The following is a 19,443-nucleotide window of genomic DNA, read 5'->3' as shown; positions in this document are numbered from 1 at the left end:
TGCTGTCCTATACACCATCTGCCTGGATACGGTTGAACTCACCATCAGTTTTATTTCTTTTCACCGTATGACCATCGATTGGCATAACTTGTTCATGAATCGAATCGATGATCGAATCGACCTGAGGGAAGTAATAATCTTCCATTTCAGCAGGAGGTGTAATCCAGTTACGTGAACCTACTACTACAGGAGGTGCATCGAGATAATCAAACGCCAGCCTACCTAAATTGGCGGCAACTGTCTGCAGATAACTACCTCTCTCGGCACTATCGGTTACCAGAACTGCTTTACCGGTCTTTTTAATTGAATCCACCAGCATTCCATATTTGAGTGGGTTAATCCAACGCAAGTCGATTACCTCTGCCTCTAAACCGTAGGAATCCTTCAATTGTTTTGCCGCATCCATACAGGTATACAAAGCTGGTCCAAGAGCAATCAAGGTAATATCATTACCTTCTTTCCGGATTGCTGGTTCTCCTTCGGGAATCTCATAATATCCTTCAGGCACACCCTCTTTCACAAATTGTTCGCCAATACCGTAGAGTTTCTGACTTTCGAAGAATACTACGGGGTCTGTTCCACGAAGAGCATAGTTGAGCATACCTTTTACATCGTAGGGTGTTGCCGGATACATAGCCTTCAAACCTGGAACTGACGCAACCATGCTCGTCCATTCTTGTGAGTGCTGGGCACCATATTTATTACCTACAGAAACACGTAATACCAACGGCATCTTTAGCGCTCCGGCCGACATAGCCTGCCACTTTGGCATCTGGTTGAATACCTCATCTCCGGCACAACCGAGGAAGTCGCAATACATCAATTCTACGACAGCTCTTCCACCGGACATCGCATAACCTACTCCGCTACCGACTATCGCAGATTCCGAGATGGGAGAATTGAAGAAACGATGATAAGGAAGTAATTCAGTGAGTCCCCGGTAGCAAGCAAAAGCTCCACCCCAGTCCCGATGATCCTCTCCATAAGCTACTAAGGTTGGATCGATACTGAATCGGTGAACCATGGCTTCAAATACTGCATCACGATATTGATATTGTCTACTGGAAGGGAGCTCTTTTCCGTTTTCATCATAGGCATAGCGAGAACGTCTAGCTATCTGCTGGACTCGAGCATTATCTTCGAGTTTCTCACTCAATTCGACTTCACGATCATCGAGTTTTTCGACATTTCCATTGCTGAACATGACACTCTCGATAAACTGTTCATCCACCATGGGAGAAATTTTGTCATCAACAGTAATCTCAAGCGCTTTGCGCATCTTTTCTAAAATTGCCGACTGCATTTCCTTAAGATCATCTTCCGAGACCAACCCATTGTCTACAATATAGCGACCATAGGCAAAAACTGGATCCTGCTCCTTGAATGCTTCCAGTTCCTCTTTAGTCCTATAAGTCATGGCATCCGAAGGGCTGTGACCGCTGAACCGATAGGTGATGGTGTCCATAAAGACTGGGCCTTTGCCCTCGAGCAAGAGCTTCTTCTTTCTGGCGATTGCATCCGCAACAGCCAATGGATTAAAACCATCAATCCTCTCAGCATGCATCGCATCGGGATTCACACCGGCACCCATTCGTGCCGCGACCCCCATTCCTCCAGTCTCTCCGACAGGTTGTCCACCCATACCGTAGAAGTTGTCGAATACATTCACCATATAGGGAGGAGCTCCTTTCATATCTCCCCACAATGTATGGTATTGATCCATTGAGGCCATATTCATAGCTTCCCAAACGGGACCTCTTGCGAGTGATCCATCGCCAATATTTGCAATTACGATACCTTTCTTTCTATTGATCTTCTTGTACAATGCAGATCCGAAAGCAATCGTACCCGACCCTCCGACGATAGCATTATTGGGCATGCTACCGAATGGAGCGAAAAATGTATGCATGCTGCCACCAAGGCCTTTGCTGAAGCCAGGGGCTTTAGCGTATATTTCCGCCAAGGTCCCGTAGATAATGAAGTTTTCAGCGAGATCTTTTGCATCCTTGCCGGGAAAGTGCTTCTTCACTACTTCATACGTCTGGCCATCCATGTAGTTTTCCAGAATACTGGCAATATCCTTTTCATCCATCTTGGCTATCGCAGAAAGGCACTTGGAAAGGATTTCCCCATGACTTCTGTGAGAACCGAAGATAAAATCCTCCGGGTCCAGATTCATCGCCTGCCCTACTGCTGCTGATTCTTGACCAGCACTCAGGTGGGCAGGTCCTTTGTGATTATAGGAAATCCCTTGGTACACGCCCTCCTTCTTTATGGAATCGAGCATAGTCTCGAATTCCCGTATTACCAACATATCATAAAAGACTTTCACCAAGCGCTCTTTACCGTAGGTCTTCAACTCTTTCTTGAAGTCGGGAACATAGTGGTTCACTGGTACCGAGGGAATCTTGATGGTATCTTTCTCACGAAGTTTCATCGGGTCGAACGATATTTGTTTGGACATGATATTGCTCCTTTACCTCAGAGGGTATGTTCTATTGCGAATAGGGTATCTTTAATTACTTCAGAGACACTTGGATGGGGAAATACTATCTCTTTTACATCCTTGATCCTGAGCTCAGCTTCAATTATCGTAGCGGCGCCGTAAATCATCTCACTACTGTACGGTCCCAGAAGATGTACTCCCAAGATTACCTTTGTTTCAGCATCTACAACCACTTTGCATAAGCCTGCAGCGCGCTTTCCATGTTCAGCAAGAAATCGTCCATTGGCGCGCATTTGGGTTGTAGCAGCGACAACTTCCCTGCCTTGCCTCTTAGCTTCACTCTCAGTCAAACCACACCCAGCGGCTTCGGGGATACCATACACAGCCCAAGGAATAGCATGGTACCGCATTTTCTGACCACCATTTCCGTACAGGTTCGAGACAACAACTTCGGCCATCCTTGAAGCGGAATGGGCGAGCAGAGACTTGCCGTTGACATCTCCAACAGCGTAGACATGGGGAATATTCGTTCTCAATTTCTCATCGACGACGATTGCGCCACGTTCGATATTAAGATGCAGATTCTCCATTCCCTGGGTATTTGCCCGTCTACCAACACTCATCAAGACCAGATCCGAATTAAGTCTCTGTTCCTTTCCGTCAGCATCAGTGTATATGAGACCCTCTTGGGTTATTCCCGTTACTCGGCAACCCAAATGAAAATCGACATCCTTCATTTCCCGACGCATAAGTTTAGCGAATTCCTTATCCATCATAGGAAGGATCTCATCCATCATTTCAACAATAGAGACCTTAACCCCTACCGATGAGAAAAATGAAGCGAATTCGACTCCAATTACACCTCCGCCAATAATTGCGAGCGACTTGGGAAGTGCATCGATAGCAAGAATTCCATCGCTCGTCAGTACATGGGGAAGATTATGGCCTTCGATGGGGGGTACAACAGGTGAAGATCCAGTAGCCAAAATCAGATCCGCACATTCGTATGTGGTCTCTCCAAGGCGTATATGATGCGCATCTACAAATTCAGCTTCACCGTATACTACGGTGACCTTATTGCTTTTCATTAAAAATTGGATTCCACTTCGGAGCGTCTCAATGGTCTCTTGCTTCCAAGCCATAGCCGTCCCAAGGTCAAAACTGACCGATTGCACAGAAACTCCCATTTTTTCGCCCTCTTTTGCATGACGATATAGCTTCGCAGAATTAAGAAGGCTCTTTGTCGGAATACAACCCCAGTTAGTACAAATACCACCAAGTTGATCACGCTCTATAAGAAGGACGTTCTTTCCTAGTGCTCCAGCGCGCTCTGCTGCTACATATCCACCAGGACCGGCTCCTACTACTATCAAATCAAAAAATTCCATGAACATTCCCCTATAAAGCCATCAACAGGTCGATCGAAGCGATATTCTCACACAGTGCTTTCAAGAAACGTGCTGCCGGTGCACCATCTACAGCTTGGTGATCAATAGTGAGCGATAAACCGATATGAGGGACAAAAAATACGTCTCCGTCGGAATCTTCCTTTGCTCGAAGTGATATGCCCCCAACTCCTAGAATGGCAACCTCAGGAACATTGATCACTGGAGTGAAGCTTTCAATCCCCATAGAACCCAAATTGGTAACGGTGAAAGTTCCCCCCGACAGATCGTCAGGCTGAGCTTTACCCTCCATGCTTTCTGTTGCAAGGCGTTTAAACTCATCACTCAATTGTTTGAGAGAGAGCTTGTCAGAATATTTCACCACAGGAACCAGTAAACCCTTGGGCGTATCGACCGCACATCCTAAATGGACATGCTTAAATGTAAGCATCTTATCTCCAAGGAAGTGACTGTTCATGTATCCAAACTGAACTATGGTACGGGAGACTGCAAACAATATGAGGTCATTGATGGTAACTTTCTGTAATCCCAACTCGGGAGCACTGGACTTCAGACGTGCGCGTAAAGATTGTAGAGAAGAGGCATCAGCAAATGCGTTCATAGTGAATTGGGCTGTCGTGGCCAGCGATTCGTGCATTCGTTTTGCGGTCACTTTCCTTACACCACGTACCGTCATTTCTTCAAATGGTCCAGGGAATTCCTCAACATGGTCCATAGCAGCCTGTACTACGGATCCGGAAGTAGTACCAGAGTCTACCAAATCGGATGAGAGTACTCTACCACCGATCCCACTGCCACTTGCAGGAGCACTAAGGCCCTTCTTAAGGAGAGCGTCTTTCGCTGCAGGAGTCAATGGCTCTTTACCAGCAAGTACTTCAATAACATCACGCTCTATGATCCTGCCTTTCGGTCCAGTCGGTTGAAGAAGGGACATATCCACACCGGAAGAACTTGCAACAGCACGTGCTCGAGGCGAGATTCCCGTGGCTTTTTCAGCAGTCTTGGCATTCTCTCGTCTTGCATCTCCCTCTCCTGTTTTTACAACCTGCTCTTCCTTTTTATGAGGTTCCTGGGTCTCTTCACTCTCCGCAGACTGTGTTGATGTTTCCACGGAGACTTTCTCTCCCTTCTTACCTACAACCATGATAGGTTGCATGACCGGCACTTCATCCTCTACAGCATACAACAACTTCAGTACGGTGCCGTCTGCTGTCGATTCGACTTCTATAGTCGATTTGTCGGTTTCCGCTTCACAAACTACATCTCCGACCGAAACGGAATCACCCTCTTTCACTTTCCAATCGATGATGATACACGACTCAACCGAGTTTCCTTGTTTTGGCATTACTACTTCTACAGCCATATCTTCTCCTATCGCCAACCAACCTATGGTTGGACATTCTTCATACGACAATCACTTCTATCCCCATCTCTTCTATCGCAGTGATAGCGGATAACGGGAGACCCTTATCAGTAATCAGTACATCTATCTCCGAGAGAGGAAAAATCCTCACGAACCCCTGCTTACCGAATTTTGATGAGTCGGCTACCAAAACACTCTTCGTTGCCTGTCTGCACATTTGGCGTACAATCTCGGCATTCTCCATTAAATGTGTAGTCAAACCGTGTTCCAGAGTAAAACCATCGGTACCCGCAAAAGTAATCGGTACATGGTACTCCTTCAACTGTTTGATTGCCTCGGGACCGACGAGTGCTTCGGCCGAGGGGCGAAATTCGCCACCTACCATGGTAAGGGAGATATTTGGATTCATTCTCGCATAGGGTGTCAAAAGCGTGGAGTTGGATACAATCTGGACATCCCTCTTCCCTAAAAGGTACTTGCCAATGAGGGCACTTGTGGTCCCGTTCGTAATCATGATCCTGTCTCCATCCTGAATCATGGAGGCTGCGACTTTAGCGATCGCCTCCTTGACTTCCACATTGCTCGATTGTTTCTCAGCTAACAGAGGGTGATATGCAGACATGGCTGCTCCGCGGGTACGAACAATAATCCCTTTTGCTGACAAACTTTTTAAATCAGAACGGATCGTTACAGAAGAGACATCCAATTTTTCGCTGAGCGCGGTTACCGATATCTCACCACCCTCTTTGAGAAGTTCCACAATCTGTTCTTCGCGAGTCGAAAGACCGACCACAAATCACCACCTTACTTAAGTTTTTCTTTTCACTTTCGATTCTATTACCTTTCTCTTTCGAAATCAAGCATTTTCGAAACAATATTTTTTGATAACCACTCTCCTATTGCGAAATGGAACAAGATGTAGCAGCATGAGGTTGAAAAAACCACTTGCAGAAGGTACAGTGCCTTTCAACAATCGAAAGGGAGATTTGCTATTCAGTGAAAACCAGTATCGTATTCCAACTATTTATATTGAGTCTTGTCGGATTGGTGGGAACCGCGCTCTCCAGAATAGTCCCCCTATCCATACCCCCCAGTATCATCGGCATGCTCTTGTTGTTACTATTATTGGTCTTCAAATTCGTACGTTTGCAACAGATTGGAAAAGTAGGCCACTTTTTTCTTGCGAATATGGGCGTACTCTTCATACCACCTGTCGTTGAGATTGCAGAACGATACCAGTTGCTAGGCAACCAAGCTCTCCTATTTGTCGGGATCTGTGTTGTAAGTACGATTCTCACTTTCCTCAGTTCACTCGCAGCAGCTAAATTCGTCATGCGATTACAAGACAAGTATCGCAAGAGTGAGGATAGCTATGTTTGAATCTGTGCTAACTACCCCAATTTTTGGTATCACCTTAACACTGGCCAGCTATATCCTTGCGCTAGCCATTGCTCGAAAGATCGGTTCACCAGCTGCTAATCCAATAATTATTGCAGCGATTGCCTGTATCGTGTTCCTTAAAGCATTTGGGATACCCATCAGCCATTACCAGATAGGTGGCCAGTTATTGATGATGCTTATCCTTCCTGCAACCATATCGTTGGCTGTTATGGTATATGAGAATGTCACCCATCTGAAAAGGCACCTATTACCTATAATTATCGGGTGTACCGTTGGCGCAGGAGTTTCTATCTCATCGGTAACCATACTTGGTAGACTTCTGGGGCTGGATTTGGTCTTGCTCCGTTCCCTCGTTTCAAAATCGGTGACTACCGCCATTGCGATAGACCTCTCCAAGATTGTTTCAGGTGACATCTCTCTTGCGATATTGGCAGTCATGGTAACTGGGATCAGCGGAGTGCTCATAGGACCGTTGTTTTTAAAATTGTTGCATATAGAGGACCCTACCCTCCAGGGAATCGCTATGGGAACCTCCAGCCATGTAATTGGAACCGCAAGGGCAATGGAAATGGGACCGGTGCAGGGAGCAATTAGCAGCATAGCTCTCTTCACTACCGGTCTTGCAACTGTAGTAATGGTTTTATTGTTTTTCTAGCGTATCAGAACCTAGCATCTGAAGGTAATTTCTTCGATAATACGTTGGAGCCATACCAGTCTTCAACTTGAATTGCTTACTGAAGTGAAACTCACTGGAAAAGCCCAGCTTGGCGGCTATTTCCTTAACCGAAAGTTCGGTACAGGTCAGCAAGGCACTTGCTGCCTCAATCTTCAGTTTCATGTAGTATTTCATAGGAGTCTGTCTCATGCGTCTCGAGAAGAGCCGGATAAAATATGATTCCGTAAGATGTAATTCATTGGAAAGTTCTCCGAGTGTAAGCGTACCCATCACATTCTTCTGCATGATCCTAAGCGCTCTTTCAAGGTGACGGCTTTCATTGTCATTACCCAAACCCTCTGCACCCTCCTCAAGGAGGTACAAGAGAGAACACATCTGGTGACAAGCAGATTGTCTCCTATGCAATGAAGAGGACAACCCTTTCTCTTTAACTTCTTCGAAAAAAAACCGGTAGTTGGTTCCAATATGGAATGGAGAATGCTTTTCTTGTTGGGAAAGCATGAGTGACAAGGTTTCCTCATCGTTATCTAGCCTTACTAGGATTGCGTAATATGTGACAGGATCCTGAGCATGGGCATGGATCGTATGGACGGTGTGGGGAGTACTGACAAACAATGCTCCGGGACTGATGGTATAGGAGGTCTTTCCATTAATGAATTCACCATCGCCACCTAAGAAATAATGGATCTCGAACTCCCTGTCGTTATGGGAGTGAGTCCTCCCATGCCATCGTAACTCATTCCTATTCTTCATCTGATATACAAATACAGCGTCATTGATATCCATATGTCAATAATATACATGCCTGTACAATTTTGTCTATTCAAAATCACTACGTATACATAGAATATATATAGACCAGAGAATCTTTGTTGGAGGAATTGATATGCCGATAGTCGCAGGGATAGATGTAGGAACCCAAAGTACCAAGGTCATTTGCTACGACAGTGAAGCAAGAAAGATATTAGCCACCAGCCAAGCACCCCATGAGCTTATCAGCCGGGATGACGGTTCACGTGAACAGAGAGCCGAGTGGTGGATTACTGCGATGAAGAGTTGTTTTTCGTCCATCGACCCCAAGTTAAAGGAAAAGATCGCAGCAATTGGAGTCAGTGGACAGCAACATGGATTCGTCCCCCTGGATGCAGAAGGGAATGTCCTCTATCCAGTTAAGTTGTGGAACGACACATCGACAACCGAAGAGTGCGATCTTATAACTGAATGTGCTGGAGGAAAGCCTTCCCTTTTGGAAAAAGAGGGCAATTTAATTCTCCCTGGCTATACAGCTCCAAAAATTCTTTGGTTTAAACGAAATGAAGCAGAACTCTATAAGAAACTGGCCACCATTCTTCTTCCTCATGACTATATCAACTTCTGGCTTACCGGCGAGACTACTATGGAATATGGCGATGCATCCGGTACAGCTTTGCTCGATATCCGGACTCGCTCCTGGTCCAAGCGAATGCTTGCTTGTATCGATAACGACAGAGATGTTGAAAAACTGCTCCCCCGACTCATCGAAGCACACATGCCTTCAGGGAAAGTAACACTACAAGCTGCTAAAGTATTGGGTATACCTGCCGGAATCCCCGTGTCTTCTGGGGGTGGCGATAATATGATGGGTGCTATAGGCACTGGAACGGTAACCGATGGAACACTCACTATGAGTCTTGGTACCAGCGGGACAATTTTTGGAGCATCGAATAAACCCATTATTGACCCAGCGGGTCTTCTAGCTGCTTTCTGTAGTTCTACTGGCATCTGGTTGCCGCTTCTTTGCACAATGAATTGCACCGTTGCAAGCGAGGTAACGAGAAAATTGTTTGAGAAGGGTGTTGTGGAATTCGACAAGGAGGCTCATCAAGCTCCAATAGGTGCTGAAGGGGTTATCATGCTTCCTTATTTCAATGGAGAACGGACACCAAATTATCCCCATGGAAAGGGATGTCTTGTTGGATTCGATCTCCACAATATGACTGAACGAAATATTAGTCGCGCAGCCCTTGAATCGGCAATATATGGCTTGAAGATCGGATTGGATTCTTTCAAGGAACTTGGGTATGAAGCTAAGGAGATCAGATTGATTGGTGGAGGAGCCAAATCACCGGTCTGGAGGCAAATGGTAGCCGATGTATGTGATTTGCCGGTTGTCGTTCCTACTATTACCGAAGCTGCCGCATTTGGTGGAGCATTGCAAGCACTCTGGTGTCTCGAGCATACTGAGGGCAGACCTACCACAATTGAAGCGATTGTTGCTGACCATGTGATCTTGGACCGCAGTGCTGGTTGTACTCCGAATAACGAAGCAGTGAGAGCTTATGCCAAATCGTACGAAAACTATAAAAAGTATGTATCTACCGTTGAACCCATCTTCAGTTGACGGTTGTCTAGACATTCCACAAGGAGGAATTTATGAGTGATATCTTTATCGGCAATCAGGAGTTTTTTAAGGGAATAGGAAAAATTTCCTATGAGGGCCCCGCATCGGATAATCCTCTCGCATTCAAATTTTATGATCCAAAGAAAATCGTAGCTGGAAAATCCATGGAGGACCATTTACGTTTTTCCATAGCCTATTGGCACTCTTTTTGTGCAGACGGTACCGATCCTTTCGGAAAAGCAACCATGCACTTCCCTTGGAACGATTCAGATCCTATGGTCGCGGCTAAGAAAAAAGCTGAGGCTGCATTTGAGTTTTTCACCAAAATAGGAGCTCCTTTCTACGCATTCCATGATATCGACGCATCGCCTGAAGGAGAGACTGCTGCTGAATATGAAGCAAATTATATTGAAGTTGCTGCATACCTGAAGAAATTGCAGGATCAGACTGGAGTCAAACTTCTCTGGAACACTTCGAACCTCTTTAGCCATCCACGCTACATGAATGGAGCAGCTTCAAACCCCGACTTCCCGGTTGTTGGAAGAGCTGCTCTCCAAGTCAAGACAAGTTTGGATGTCAATGTATCACTTGGTGGACTTGGCTACACCTTCTGGGGTGGTCGTGAGGGATACATGACACTGTGGAATACAGACACGAAACGAGAACAGGACCATTTGGGAACCTTCTTCAGGATGGCACGTGATTATGGCCGCAAGATCGGGTTTACGGGCACATTCTACATCGAGCCAAAACCAATGGAACCCTCTAAACATCAATATGATTACGATGCTGCTACTGCAATCGCTTTCATCAAAGACCAAGGTCTCGAAAATGATTTTAAATGCAATATCGAAAACAATCACGCTACGTTGGCAGGACACTCCTTTGCCCATGATCTACAAGTCTGTGTTGACCACGGAATGCTTGGAAGCGTTGATGCAAACCAAGGTGATGCACAAAATGGTTGGGATACTGATGAATTCCCTACAAATGTGTATGAGACTACTGAGGCTATGCTAATTATTCTCAAGAATGGCGGCTTGCATTCGGGAGGACTCAACTTCGACGCAAAGAGACGCAGAAACTCTACCGATTTAGAGGACCTCTTCATTTCGCATATCGGAGGAATGGATGCTTTTGCTCTTGGATTGGAGACTGCTGCAAGAATCATCGATGACGGAAAGATTGAAACTTTCAAAGCCGATCGTTACAAATCGTTTAATTCTGGAGATGGAAAAGCATTCGAAGATGGAAAGATTTCACTTGAGAAACTTGCCGAAATCGGTAAAAAAGCTGATCCAAAAGACATTAGTGGAAAGCAGGAAATGTTGAATAATCTTGTGAACCAGTATTTGTTCAACCGCTAAAAATCTTCAATAGGTGAATGGACACCCGAAAATCTCGGGTGTCCTTTTTTATCCCTATTGTTCCTATAGGCAGAGTATAGTATCCTGAAAGCAGGAGGCATACATGCGTATTTCAACAAAAGGTCGATATGCTTTGCGATTGATGCTGGAACTTGCAAGGAATCCAAATCAGAATGTCTCGATCCGCGAGATTGCTGAAAGGCAACAGATTAGCCACAAGTATCTCGAACAGATTATTATCCAACTTGTCCGCTCAGGCTATGCCAAGAGTGTTCGTGGTCCCCAAGGTGGATACAGCCTCACCTTACCTGCTGAAAAAATAACCTGTGGAATGGTGCTTCGGGTAATGGAGGGTAGTCTCGCCCCTGTACCTTGTCTAGAAGACGGAACAGATGACTGTTCTAGAACGGGAGAGTGCGACACTCTTCCCTTATGGAAAGCCTTGGAAAAAGCCATTAATTCAGTGGTCGATTCCATAAGCTTGCAAGATCTTCTCGATCATGCCGAAAAACCTCAATTTGGGATGTGGCTATAGTATAGTTAACATATACTATGGCTCATTATTTATTGTTGGATAATTAATTGACATTTCATTTTAATTGAAGCAACATAGATGAAGATACTACTATGATGCCCGTATAGTTATATATAACCAAACGGGTAAAAGAAGGAGATTCTTCATGGTCCATTCGTGGGATGAGCTAGACAATTATAGGGGGCGACTATTTGAGGGAGAGTGGCCTTCCATTCCTCAGATGCTACATATCACCCTAGAAAAATTCGGCGATCGTGTAGCCTTCTCAACGATAAAAGGAAATGAAAAACAAGAATCTACATACACGGAAATCTATCGAAAGATTATCGGAACTGCACAATATTTAAGATCAAAAGGTATTGGAAAAGGCGATAAGGTTGTCCTAAATGGCAAGAATTCTCCCGAATGGGCTATAGCCTACCTCGGTATCATGTATGCCTCTGCAGTTGTCGTCCCACTCGATAATCAGATGCCGCTAGACAGGGTCGATGCGCTCAGCCGATTCAGTGGAGCAAGGGCCATATGTGCAGACAATGATATTTTGAAAAAGCTTTCAGATTCATCATGGTTCACATCTTTGCAAATCGTATTATCGTTAGATGGAGTTGAGAATGACACTCTTGGAATGCCGATAAGTGCAATACCCGAAAATGCTGATCTAAGTCAGCTGAATCCGTTACCGGACGAGAATGATATCGCTGCCATATTATTTACAAGTGGTACTACTGGAAATGAAAAGGGTGTCGTACTTACACATAGGAATTTCGTTAGTGATCTATACCAAGCAGGAGACCCTCAGTTCCTAGCTATTACTGAAGAGGATGTCTTTTACGCACTACTACCATTGCACCACTCGTATACCATGACTGCTGTCTTCTTGGAATCGCTTATGCATGGGTGTGAATTGTTGTTTGGCCAAGGTATAGTTGTATCTAGGGTACTGAACGAAATGCGTAGGGGTAAGGTAACACTCTTTCTTGCGATTCCCCTACTCTACAATAAATTCTTGGCAGGCCTTATGAAAAAGGTTCGTGAGAAGGGTCTTGCTACATATATCCTTATCCGAACTCTCATGTGGATCAATGGAATCGCTAGAAGAGTTTTCCATGTTAATCCCGGGAGGCTCTGGTTCCACCAACTTTTGGATGGGATCGGAATGGTGGACAATAAATTGTGCATCTGTGGAGGAGGTCCTCTTTCGCCCAAGACTTTCCAACAATTTCAACAGCTCGGGCTTGATTTCATCCAAGGTTATGGACTGACTGAAGCTGCACCGATCTTAACACTCAATCCGATCAGCCGGTTCAAAGTAACGTCGGTAGGAAAGGTATTTCCCTTAGTCGATATGAGAATCGCCGATCCTGATTTGCTAGGTGTTGGTGAAGTTCAGGTCAAAGGTCCCAATATATGTAAAGGATATTTCAATGACCCTGAAAATACTGCCGAATTATTTACTGAGGATGGATTTCTGAAAACAGGCGATCTAGGATCTCTCGATAAGGAAAAATATCTGTATCTGAAAGGGCGAGCAAAGAATATGATCGTGACCGAAGGGGGAAAGAATGTATACCCGGAAGAAATCGAGGATATGTTCCAACTCTACAATCAGGTAGAACAGGTCATGATACGCGGGTATGTCGCCAATAGATCGGCTCGTGCCGAAGGAATCGAAGCCTTGATCTATCCCAATAAAGATCACTATGGAAAAATGGATACGGATACTAATGGGATGACCATAAGGGAAGATATCGACAAGATTGTAACCGAAGTGAATAAGAAACTCATTTCCTATAAAAAGATTTCAAAGGTGACCGTACTGGACAAGCCGATGGCTATGACCAGTACGAAGAAAATTCAGAGAGGAAAGGTCTCAAGAACGCTTGATCGACTTAGAGGAAATTGAGGTTTTCAGGAAACCACGACACCCTTCTTCAGTATGATATTTGCATAGAGGGATTGTTCGCTAGTTGCGATGATGGCATAGGCTTTCTTTGCCCTCTCATAGAATGCGAATCGCTCAATCTGTGAAAAACCCTTAAAATTTGGATCTCCTGCCTCTGCAATCTTCTCGTATGTTTTCCAGATTGGAGTCTCAACCGTATCGCCAGGTACCTTTTCCATCAAGAAAGCATTCTTCTCGAATGAATCGAGTGGAAAGAGTTTCAACAAAGACTCGAGGATTTCAGGAACTCCCAGACCATCAAGACGGATTAGTCTCTGTGCACAAGATGCAGCTGGGAAATTACCATCCCCAATTACCAATTCATCACCATGACCCATCTCCATGATAATCTTCAGCAACTCAGGACTCAAAAGAGCCGGAACATTCTTCAACATAGGATCCTCCTTCACCAAGTGGTGGAAAAAATGATTGCGTTATTCATTTGTCCATGCGATACTATGATCAATGTAAACGATTACACAAACAGTATCATATGTAGTATATACCATAGGAGGTACTAAATGGCAAACATTACCGACATGAAACGTATTGGACCTGAGCAACGATATACAGATGCTCTACCAAAGATTGGAATTCGTCCTGTTATCGATGGCAGACAGAGAGGAGTCCGGGAATCTTTGGAAGATCAGACGATGAATATGGCAAAATCAGCCGCCAAATTGATTAGTGAAAATTTAAGGTATTCCAATGGAGAACCTGTCGAGTGTGTTATTGCCGATTCCACCATCGGCGGTGTTGCCGAGTCGGCAATGTGTCAGACAAAATTCTCTAAAGAAAATGTCGCGGTGACATTGACTGTTACTCCATGCTGGTGTTATGGGACAGAGACGTTCGATGCCGATCCTATGACCGTAAAGGCTGTCTGGGGTTTCAATGGAACCGAACGCCCTGGTGCTGTCTATCTTGCAGCTGTACTTGCCGCACACACACAGAAGGGTCTTCCCGCCTTCGGAATCTATGGAAGGGATGTACAGGATAATGACGATACCTCGATTCCAAAGGACGTCTCGGAAAAGATTCTCCGATTTGCCCGCGCCGGAATCGCAGTAGCGACTATGAGAAATCGTTCATACCTTTCGATTGGAGGATGCTCAATGGGAATCGCTGGTTCCATAGTTGATCAGGATTTCCTACAAGCATATCTCGGTATGCGTACTGAAGTTGTCGATATGAGTGAAATTGCTCGACGTGTTGAAGAAGAAATTTTCGATCCCAAAGAATTTGCCCTAGCTCAAGAGTGGGTCGCTGAAAACTGTACAGAAGCTCCTGACACAGTCAATCCACCCGAATGGCAACGCACTGAGGACCAGAGAAAAGCCGATTGGGATTACTGCATTAAGATGGTTATGATCGGTCGCGATTTGATGGTGGGAAACAAGAACTTGGCTGAACTTGGATTCCAAGAGGAATCAATGGGTAGGAATGCCATTGCAGCCGGTTTCCAAGGTCAACGTCAGTGGACAGACCATTGGCCGAATGGTGACTTCATGGAAACCATGTTGACCACATCTTTCGATTGGAATGGTATACGTGAGCCCTATATCATGGCAACTGAGAATGATTTCTGTAACGGAATATCAATGCTATTTGGTAAATTGTTGACTAATCGTGCGCAGATCTTCAGCGATGTAAGAACTTACTGGAGCCCTGAAGCCATTGAGCGAGTAACCGGATGGAAACCTACCGGACGAGCTGAGAAGGGATTCATCCATTTGATCAACAGCGGTGCCACTACTCTGGATGCTGCGGGAAGCATGAAAGATGCAGACGGAAATCCTGTAATGAAACCCTATTGGGAGGTAACGACAGAGGATGTCCAGAAGACCTTGGAGGCATCTCAGTTCAGTGTTGCCAACGGTGGCTATTTCCGTGGAGGTGGTTACTCTTCCACCTTCCTCACAAAAGGAGAAATGCCGGTTACCATGTGCAGATTGAATATGGTAAAAGGTCTTGGTCCTGTGCTGCAAATAGCTGAAGGTTGGACATGCGACATTCCCGATCAAGTCTATGACAAGATCAACAAACGTACAGATCCAACCTGGCCAACTACATGGTTCGTACCCCGCACTGACGGAGAAGAGGGGCCATTCAAGGATGTATACACGGTTATGGCAACTTGGGGAGCAAACCATGGTGCCATTAGCTACGGTCATATTGGAGCAGATCTCATTACCCTCTGTGCCATGTTGCGTATTCCAGTCAGCATGCACAACGTACCAGCTGATCAGGTATTCAGACCTAGCGCCTGGAACTCATTTGGTATGGATAGCGAAGGATCAGACTATCGTGCATGCAATGCATATGGTCCCCTTTACGGAGCATATTGATTTCTAATATGGCCACCTCCGGGTGGCCATACCCTTATCCTTTGGATGACATCAACCGACTTTGTATGGTAGTATCGTGCCAATGAAAACATTGATTGAAAATGCAACGATTATACCTATGACCAGTGAGCGGGAGATCTTCCAAGGTGATATCGCTATTGATGGAAAAAGGATCGTTGCACTGGGGGAAAGACCTCATACATTCACTCCCGATCGGACTATCAATGCCCACAACATGATCGCCATGCCCACATGGGTGAATGCACATACACATTTGAGTATGACCTACTTCAGAAACTATCGAGATTCAGTATCCAACCTCCATGATTGGCTATCGGAGATATGGAAACTTGAAGATACCCTCATAGCTGAAGACACCTACCCTGCATCCCTCCTCGGTATTGCAGAGATGATATCAAGCGGATCGACTTGTTTTGCCGATATGTATTTTTTCCCCGAGGGAACCGTTGAAGCTATACAAAAAACCAAGGTAAAGGCAAATATTGGCATCACGTTATTCGGAGATCTCCAAGAATCGAAGGAACGTGTAGCTGAACGACTTCCATTCCTTCGTGAACAGGCAACCCGATCCCAAGGAAAAATTCGATACGATATAGCACCGCATGCCGTTTATACCTGTACAGAGGCAACATTACGTTACGCAGTAGAACTTGCAAAACAAGAGAACTGTAGAATCCATATACATGCCAACGAGACACTACAGGAAGTAGACGATAGTTTGAATTCTTTTGGAAAAACCCCCATCGCTTACCTCGATTCGTTGGGATTCTCAACTGTTAATTGTTATTATGCACATTGTGTACACCCGCAGGGTGAAGATATTGCTATTCTGAAAAAGAATAGAGCTACCGTGGTTCATAATCCAAGCAGCAACTGCAAACTCGGAAGTGGTATAGCACCTTTGGCGACCTATCTTGATGAACACATTCGGGTTGCACTTGGTACCGATGGAGCCTCCTCTAACAATACCTTGGATATGTTTCAGGAGATCAGATTGGCAGCAATGCTTGCAGCTGCAAGTACTGGAGATGCGGGAAAAGTATCGCCTTTTGATATTTTAAGCATGGCTACTATCGGTGGAGCTACAGCCTTAGGCCGCGATTCAGAGTGCGGCACCTTGGAGGTAGGAAAAGATGCCGATCTTATGCTCTTATCAACAGACTCATTGCATATGACGCCGTTGAACAATATATTCAGTGCTCTGGTTTTCAGTGCCAAGTCCTCTGATGTGCAGACAGTGTTTTGTAGTGGAGAGCTACTCATGGAAAATCGGAAGATCCTTGTCCTGGATGAACATCAGGTAATCCAGGAATTCAATGATCGCTGGGAACAAATCCAGCATAGATCGTCTTAATCGGAACATACGGAGGAATCATTACATGATGGAATCATTCATCACTTTAGAATTCAAGGAAGGGGCTTTGCATTTGATTGACCAGAGGGTATTACCTACTGAATACACTATCTTTGTATGTCACGATTACCGGGAGGTTGAGTTCGCGATCCGTGATATGGTTGTGAGAGGAGCCCCTGCGATTGGAGCGACTGCGGCATATGGTGTCCTCCTAGCCGCAATGGAATTAGCTCCCACATTTGACTCAGATGGCCCCTCGGCTTTCAGAAAAAATCTTAAAGAGGCCTGTGATTTTATGGATGCGGCACGCCCGACCGCGGTGAATCTCCATTGGGCTTTGAATCGGATGCTCAGCACATATGATCATTCGGATTGGAAGACAACACAAGAAATTCTGACTGGATTGAAGAGCGAAGCTGATTTGATCAGGGAAGAAGATATTGAAACCAACAAGACCATGTCCAGAATAGGAAACCAAGTCATTCCTCACAAAGCCACTATTCTTACCCATTGCAACACAGGAGCCCTTGCTACCGCTGGTTGGGGAACCGCGCTGGGAGTAATCAAAGAGGCATTCTATTCCGGTAAAGAACTATTCGTATATGCTGATGAAACGAGACCCAGATTGCAGGGAGCCCGGCTAACTGCTTGGGAATTGACTCAAGCTGGAATACCGTCGAAACTGATTCCCGATAGTGTTGGTGCAACGTTAATTCGGGATGGCAAGATAGACTTGGTAATCCTTGGTGGCGATAGGGTCGCTGCGAATGGAGATGTCTGCAATAAAATCGGGACATTCATGCTCAGCGCCTTGTGTAAACTTTATGGAGTCCCCTTCTACAGCGTGGTTCCAGTATCTACGATCGACTTCCAGCTTTCGAGAGGGGATCAGATTCCTATCGAGGAGCGAGAAGCATCTGAAATAACCCACCCTGGTGGAGTCCAAGTTGCTCCAGACGGTATGGATGTGTACAACCCTGCTTTTGATGTGACACCACATCAACATATTACCGGAATAATTACCGAGAAAGGAATAATCTATCCTCCATTCGAAGAGAACATCGCCCGTCTACGCCCCAGCTCATAGGATTCGGTCATGGTATTCATAACAGCGTTCACGGTATTGTTCCCGTTGTTCACAAAGATCGCCCTCGGATTCAGCCTGCGTCAGATGAAACTGCTATCTGAGAAATCATTACGAGAATTGAACAACATCATTTTCAGGGTATTCATGCCGATATTGTTGTTTTCGAACATATACAAATCGGATTTCTCGACTATTACATCTTTCAGACTCTTGTGGTATTCGGTTATAGCTCTCCTAGCAATGTTCGGATTCTATATGTTCATCATCCCAAAACTGGTTACCGAGAATTCCCAAAGGGGAGTTTTGGTACAAGGAATTTGTCGTAGCAATTTCATTTTTTTCGGTATGCCCATGGCAATGCAGCTGTACGGCGGAACTAGTGCCGGAATCGCCTCATTAATGGTCGGAGTCGTTGTTCCTTTAGTTAATATGACAAGTGTTACAGCACTCGAATATTTTAGGGGACGTACCCCCGACTATCCAAAGATTCTGAAGGGAATCATGAAGAATCCCATTATCATCGGAGGTTTGCTCGGTCTTTTCTTTACTCTATTACAAGTAAAATTACCCACAATGATTGAAAACTTTCTTTTCGAAGTTGCTGATATCGCAACCCCATTAGCTTTGATAGTACTTGGAGGATCGGTGACGTTCACATCGGTAAGAAATAATCTCAGACCTCTTTCAATCGGCATAATTAATCGTTTAATCATCGTCCCAGCTGTTGGGCTTACCATTTCCATACTAGTTGGATTCAGAGGCTTAGAGCTCATCCTTCTCATGTCGATGTTTGCTTCTCCGGCTGCGGTCTCATCTTATACCATGGCCCAACAAATGGAGGGAGATGCAGATCTGGCAGGTCAAATTGTTGTCTTCACGACTGTATTCTCTCTAATCACCCTATTCTTCTGGATATCAGGAATGATGGCATTAGGTTTCTTGTAATTTTTTTGCATAAATATACATTTCTTTTTAACTCAATTTTTACTGGCTTATTTTGAGGTATACATAAATCGCATATCTATGATTGCGTAGCACCATAATAAACTTCTCTACCCATACATTCTGCAAAAATTGCACCCTATTTACCATTTTTCTCTAGTTCTCTATAGTTTTT

16 protein-coding genes are annotated in these 19,443 nt (G+C 45.0%); 10 read left to right on the top strand and 6 right to left on the bottom strand.

Annotated elements, in window-relative coordinates; all coding sequences use genetic code 11:
* Nucleotides 1–7 precede the first annotated feature (7 nt).
* From ACODJP_RS11620 to ACODJP_RS11605, 4 genes are read right to left on the bottom strand one after another with little or no spacing between them, the layout of a single operon-like run.
* Nucleotides 8–2,464: an alpha-ketoacid dehydrogenase subunit alpha/beta gene (locus ACODJP_RS11620; protein WP_422481670.1), complete on the bottom strand. Its 2,457-nt coding sequence runs from the start codon at nt 2,462–2,464 to the stop codon at nt 8–10.
* 17 nt (nt 2,465–2,481) lie between these two features.
* Nucleotides 2,482–3,834, bottom strand: coding sequence for a dihydrolipoyl dehydrogenase (gene lpdA, locus ACODJP_RS11615; RefSeq protein ID WP_422481668.1), 1,353 nt, complete (start codon nt 3,832–3,834; stop codon nt 2,482–2,484).
* Between the two features lie 10 nt (nt 3,835–3,844).
* Entirely contained in the window at nt 3,845–5,215 is a 1,371-nt protein-coding gene (locus ACODJP_RS11610; RefSeq protein ID WP_422481666.1) for a dihydrolipoamide acetyltransferase family protein, read from the bottom strand.
* Nucleotides 5,216–5,255: 40 nt separating this feature from the next.
* On the bottom strand, nt 5,256–6,008 hold the full coding sequence (locus ACODJP_RS11605) for a DeoR/GlpR family DNA-binding transcription regulator (protein WP_422481664.1): 753 nt from the start codon (nt 6,006–6,008) through the stop codon (nt 5,256–5,258).
* A gap of 203 nt (nt 6,009–6,211) precedes the next feature.
* Between ACODJP_RS11605 and ACODJP_RS11600 the strand changes: the two genes are divergently transcribed.
* Both ACODJP_RS11600 and ACODJP_RS11595 read left to right on the top strand, forming a co-directional pair.
* Nucleotides 6,212–6,595: a CidA/LrgA family protein gene (locus ACODJP_RS11600; protein WP_422481662.1), complete on the top strand. Its 384-nt coding sequence runs from the start codon at nt 6,212–6,214 to the stop codon at nt 6,593–6,595.
* Nucleotides 6,588–7,271 (top strand): LrgB family protein, encoded by a 684-nt coding sequence (locus tag ACODJP_RS11595; RefSeq protein WP_422481660.1) that lies wholly within the window; start codon nt 6,588–6,590, stop codon nt 7,269–7,271. The genes ACODJP_RS11600 and ACODJP_RS11595 overlap by 8 nt, the downstream gene beginning before the upstream one ends.
* Here the strand turns inward: ACODJP_RS11595 and ACODJP_RS11590 are convergent.
* A complete protein-coding gene (locus ACODJP_RS11590) occupies nt 7,257–8,078 on the bottom strand; it encodes a helix-turn-helix domain-containing protein (RefSeq protein WP_422481658.1) in 822 nt (273 codons plus the stop codon). The two genes, ACODJP_RS11595 and ACODJP_RS11590, sit on opposite strands and share 15 nt — an antisense overlap.
* Nucleotides 8,079–8,178: 100 nt before the next feature.
* On the opposite strand from ACODJP_RS11590, the gene xylB reads away from it, so the two are divergent.
* The 4 genes from xylB to ACODJP_RS11570 all read left to right on the top strand — a co-directional run bounded on the left by xylB (nt 8,179) and on the right by ACODJP_RS11570 (nt 13,477).
* Nucleotides 8,179–9,672 (top strand): xylulokinase, encoded by a 1,494-nt coding sequence (xylB, locus tag ACODJP_RS11585; RefSeq protein ID WP_422481656.1) that lies wholly within the window; start codon nt 8,179–8,181, stop codon nt 9,670–9,672.
* 32 nt (nt 9,673–9,704) lie between these two features.
* The gene (gene xylA / locus ACODJP_RS11580; protein ID WP_422481654.1) at nt 9,705–11,039 is read left to right on the top strand and encodes a xylose isomerase; all 1,335 of its coding nucleotides are present in this window, start codon (nt 9,705–9,707) and stop codon (nt 11,037–11,039) included.
* A gap of 103 nt (nt 11,040–11,142) precedes the next feature.
* On the top strand, nt 11,143–11,574 hold the full coding sequence (locus ACODJP_RS11575; protein ID WP_422481652.1) for an RrF2 family transcriptional regulator: 432 nt from the start codon (nt 11,143–11,145) through the stop codon (nt 11,572–11,574).
* Nucleotides 11,575–11,719: 145 nt separating this feature from the next.
* Entirely contained in the window at nt 11,720–13,477 is a 1,758-nt protein-coding gene (locus tag ACODJP_RS11570; RefSeq protein ID WP_422481650.1) for an AMP-dependent synthetase/ligase, read from the top strand.
* A 5-nt stretch (nt 13,478–13,482) separates the two neighbouring features.
* On the opposite strand, the gene ACODJP_RS11565 is transcribed toward ACODJP_RS11570, so the two are convergent.
* On the bottom strand, nt 13,483–13,911 hold the full coding sequence (locus ACODJP_RS11565; RefSeq protein WP_422481648.1) for an RbsD/FucU family protein: 429 nt from the start codon (nt 13,909–13,911) through the stop codon (nt 13,483–13,485).
* 126 nt (nt 13,912–14,037) lie between these two features.
* Between ACODJP_RS11565 and ACODJP_RS11560 the strand changes: the two genes are divergently transcribed.
* The 4 genes from ACODJP_RS11560 to ACODJP_RS11545 all read left to right on the top strand — a co-directional run bounded on the left by ACODJP_RS11560 (nt 14,038) and on the right by ACODJP_RS11545 (nt 19,271).
* Nucleotides 14,038–15,864: an L-fucose isomerase gene (locus ACODJP_RS11560; protein WP_422481646.1), complete on the top strand. Its 1,827-nt coding sequence runs from the start codon at nt 14,038–14,040 to the stop codon at nt 15,862–15,864.
* A gap of 82 nt (nt 15,865–15,946) precedes the next feature.
* Nucleotides 15,947–17,239 (top strand): amidohydrolase, encoded by a 1,293-nt coding sequence (locus ACODJP_RS11555; RefSeq protein WP_422481644.1) that lies wholly within the window; start codon nt 15,947–15,949, stop codon nt 17,237–17,239.
* A 25-nt stretch (nt 17,240–17,264) separates the two neighbouring features.
* Nucleotides 17,265–18,326 (top strand): S-methyl-5-thioribose-1-phosphate isomerase, encoded by a 1,062-nt coding sequence (gene mtnA / locus ACODJP_RS11550; protein ID WP_422481642.1) that lies wholly within the window; start codon nt 17,265–17,267, stop codon nt 18,324–18,326.
* A gap of 9 nt (nt 18,327–18,335) precedes the next feature.
* A complete protein-coding gene (locus ACODJP_RS11545) occupies nt 18,336–19,271 on the top strand; it encodes an AEC family transporter (RefSeq protein ID WP_422481640.1) in 936 nt (311 codons plus the stop codon).
* The last annotated feature ends 172 nt before the right edge of the window (nt 19,272–19,443 follow it).

The sequence above is a fragment of the Pleomorphochaeta sp. DL1XJH-081 genome (genome assembly GCF_049310885.1).
Lineage (GTDB): Bacteria > Spirochaetota > Spirochaetia > Sphaerochaetales > Sphaerochaetaceae > CAYZJV01.
Note: the sequence above shows the minus strand (reverse complement) of the source record. Positions and strands in the feature narration are given on the sequence as shown.

What these genes read in the sequence shown, in the direction of transcription:
- ACODJP_RS11620 (WP_422481670.1), bottom strand. Translation starts at nt 2,464, where the DNA reads ATGTCCAAACAAATATCGTTCGACCCGATGAAACTTCGTGAGAAAGAT.
- lpdA (WP_422481668.1), bottom strand. Translation starts at nt 3,834, where the DNA reads ATGGAATTTTTTGATTTGATAGTAGTAGGAGCCGGTCCTGGTGGATAT.
- ACODJP_RS11610 (WP_422481666.1), bottom strand. Translation starts at nt 5,215, where the DNA reads ATGGCTGTAGAAGTAGTAATGCCAAAACAAGGAAACTCGGTTGAGTCG.
- ACODJP_RS11595 (WP_422481660.1), top strand. Translation starts at nt 6,588, where the DNA reads ATGTTTGAATCTGTGCTAACTACCCCAATTTTTGGTATCACCTTAACA.
- ACODJP_RS11590 (WP_422481658.1), bottom strand. Translation starts at nt 8,078, where the DNA reads ATGGATATCAATGACGCTGTATTTGTATATCAGATGAAGAATAGGAAT.
- xylB (WP_422481656.1), top strand. Translation starts at nt 8,179, where the DNA reads ATGCCGATAGTCGCAGGGATAGATGTAGGAACCCAAAGTACCAAGGTC.
- xylA (WP_422481654.1), top strand. Translation starts at nt 9,705, where the DNA reads ATGAGTGATATCTTTATCGGCAATCAGGAGTTTTTTAAGGGAATAGGA.
- ACODJP_RS11575 (WP_422481652.1), top strand. Translation starts at nt 11,143, where the DNA reads ATGCGTATTTCAACAAAAGGTCGATATGCTTTGCGATTGATGCTGGAA.
- ACODJP_RS11570 (WP_422481650.1), top strand. Translation starts at nt 11,720, where the DNA reads ATGGTCCATTCGTGGGATGAGCTAGACAATTATAGGGGGCGACTATTT.
- ACODJP_RS11565 (WP_422481648.1), bottom strand. Translation starts at nt 13,911, where the DNA reads ATGTTGAAGAATGTTCCGGCTCTTTTGAGTCCTGAGTTGCTGAAGATT.
- ACODJP_RS11560 (WP_422481646.1), top strand. Translation starts at nt 14,038, where the DNA reads ATGGCAAACATTACCGACATGAAACGTATTGGACCTGAGCAACGATAT.
- ACODJP_RS11555 (WP_422481644.1), top strand. Translation starts at nt 15,947, where the DNA reads ATGAAAACATTGATTGAAAATGCAACGATTATACCTATGACCAGTGAG.
- mtnA (WP_422481642.1), top strand. Translation starts at nt 17,265, where the DNA reads ATGATGGAATCATTCATCACTTTAGAATTCAAGGAAGGGGCTTTGCAT.
- ACODJP_RS11545 (WP_422481640.1), top strand. Translation starts at nt 18,336, where the DNA reads ATGGTATTCATAACAGCGTTCACGGTATTGTTCCCGTTGTTCACAAAG.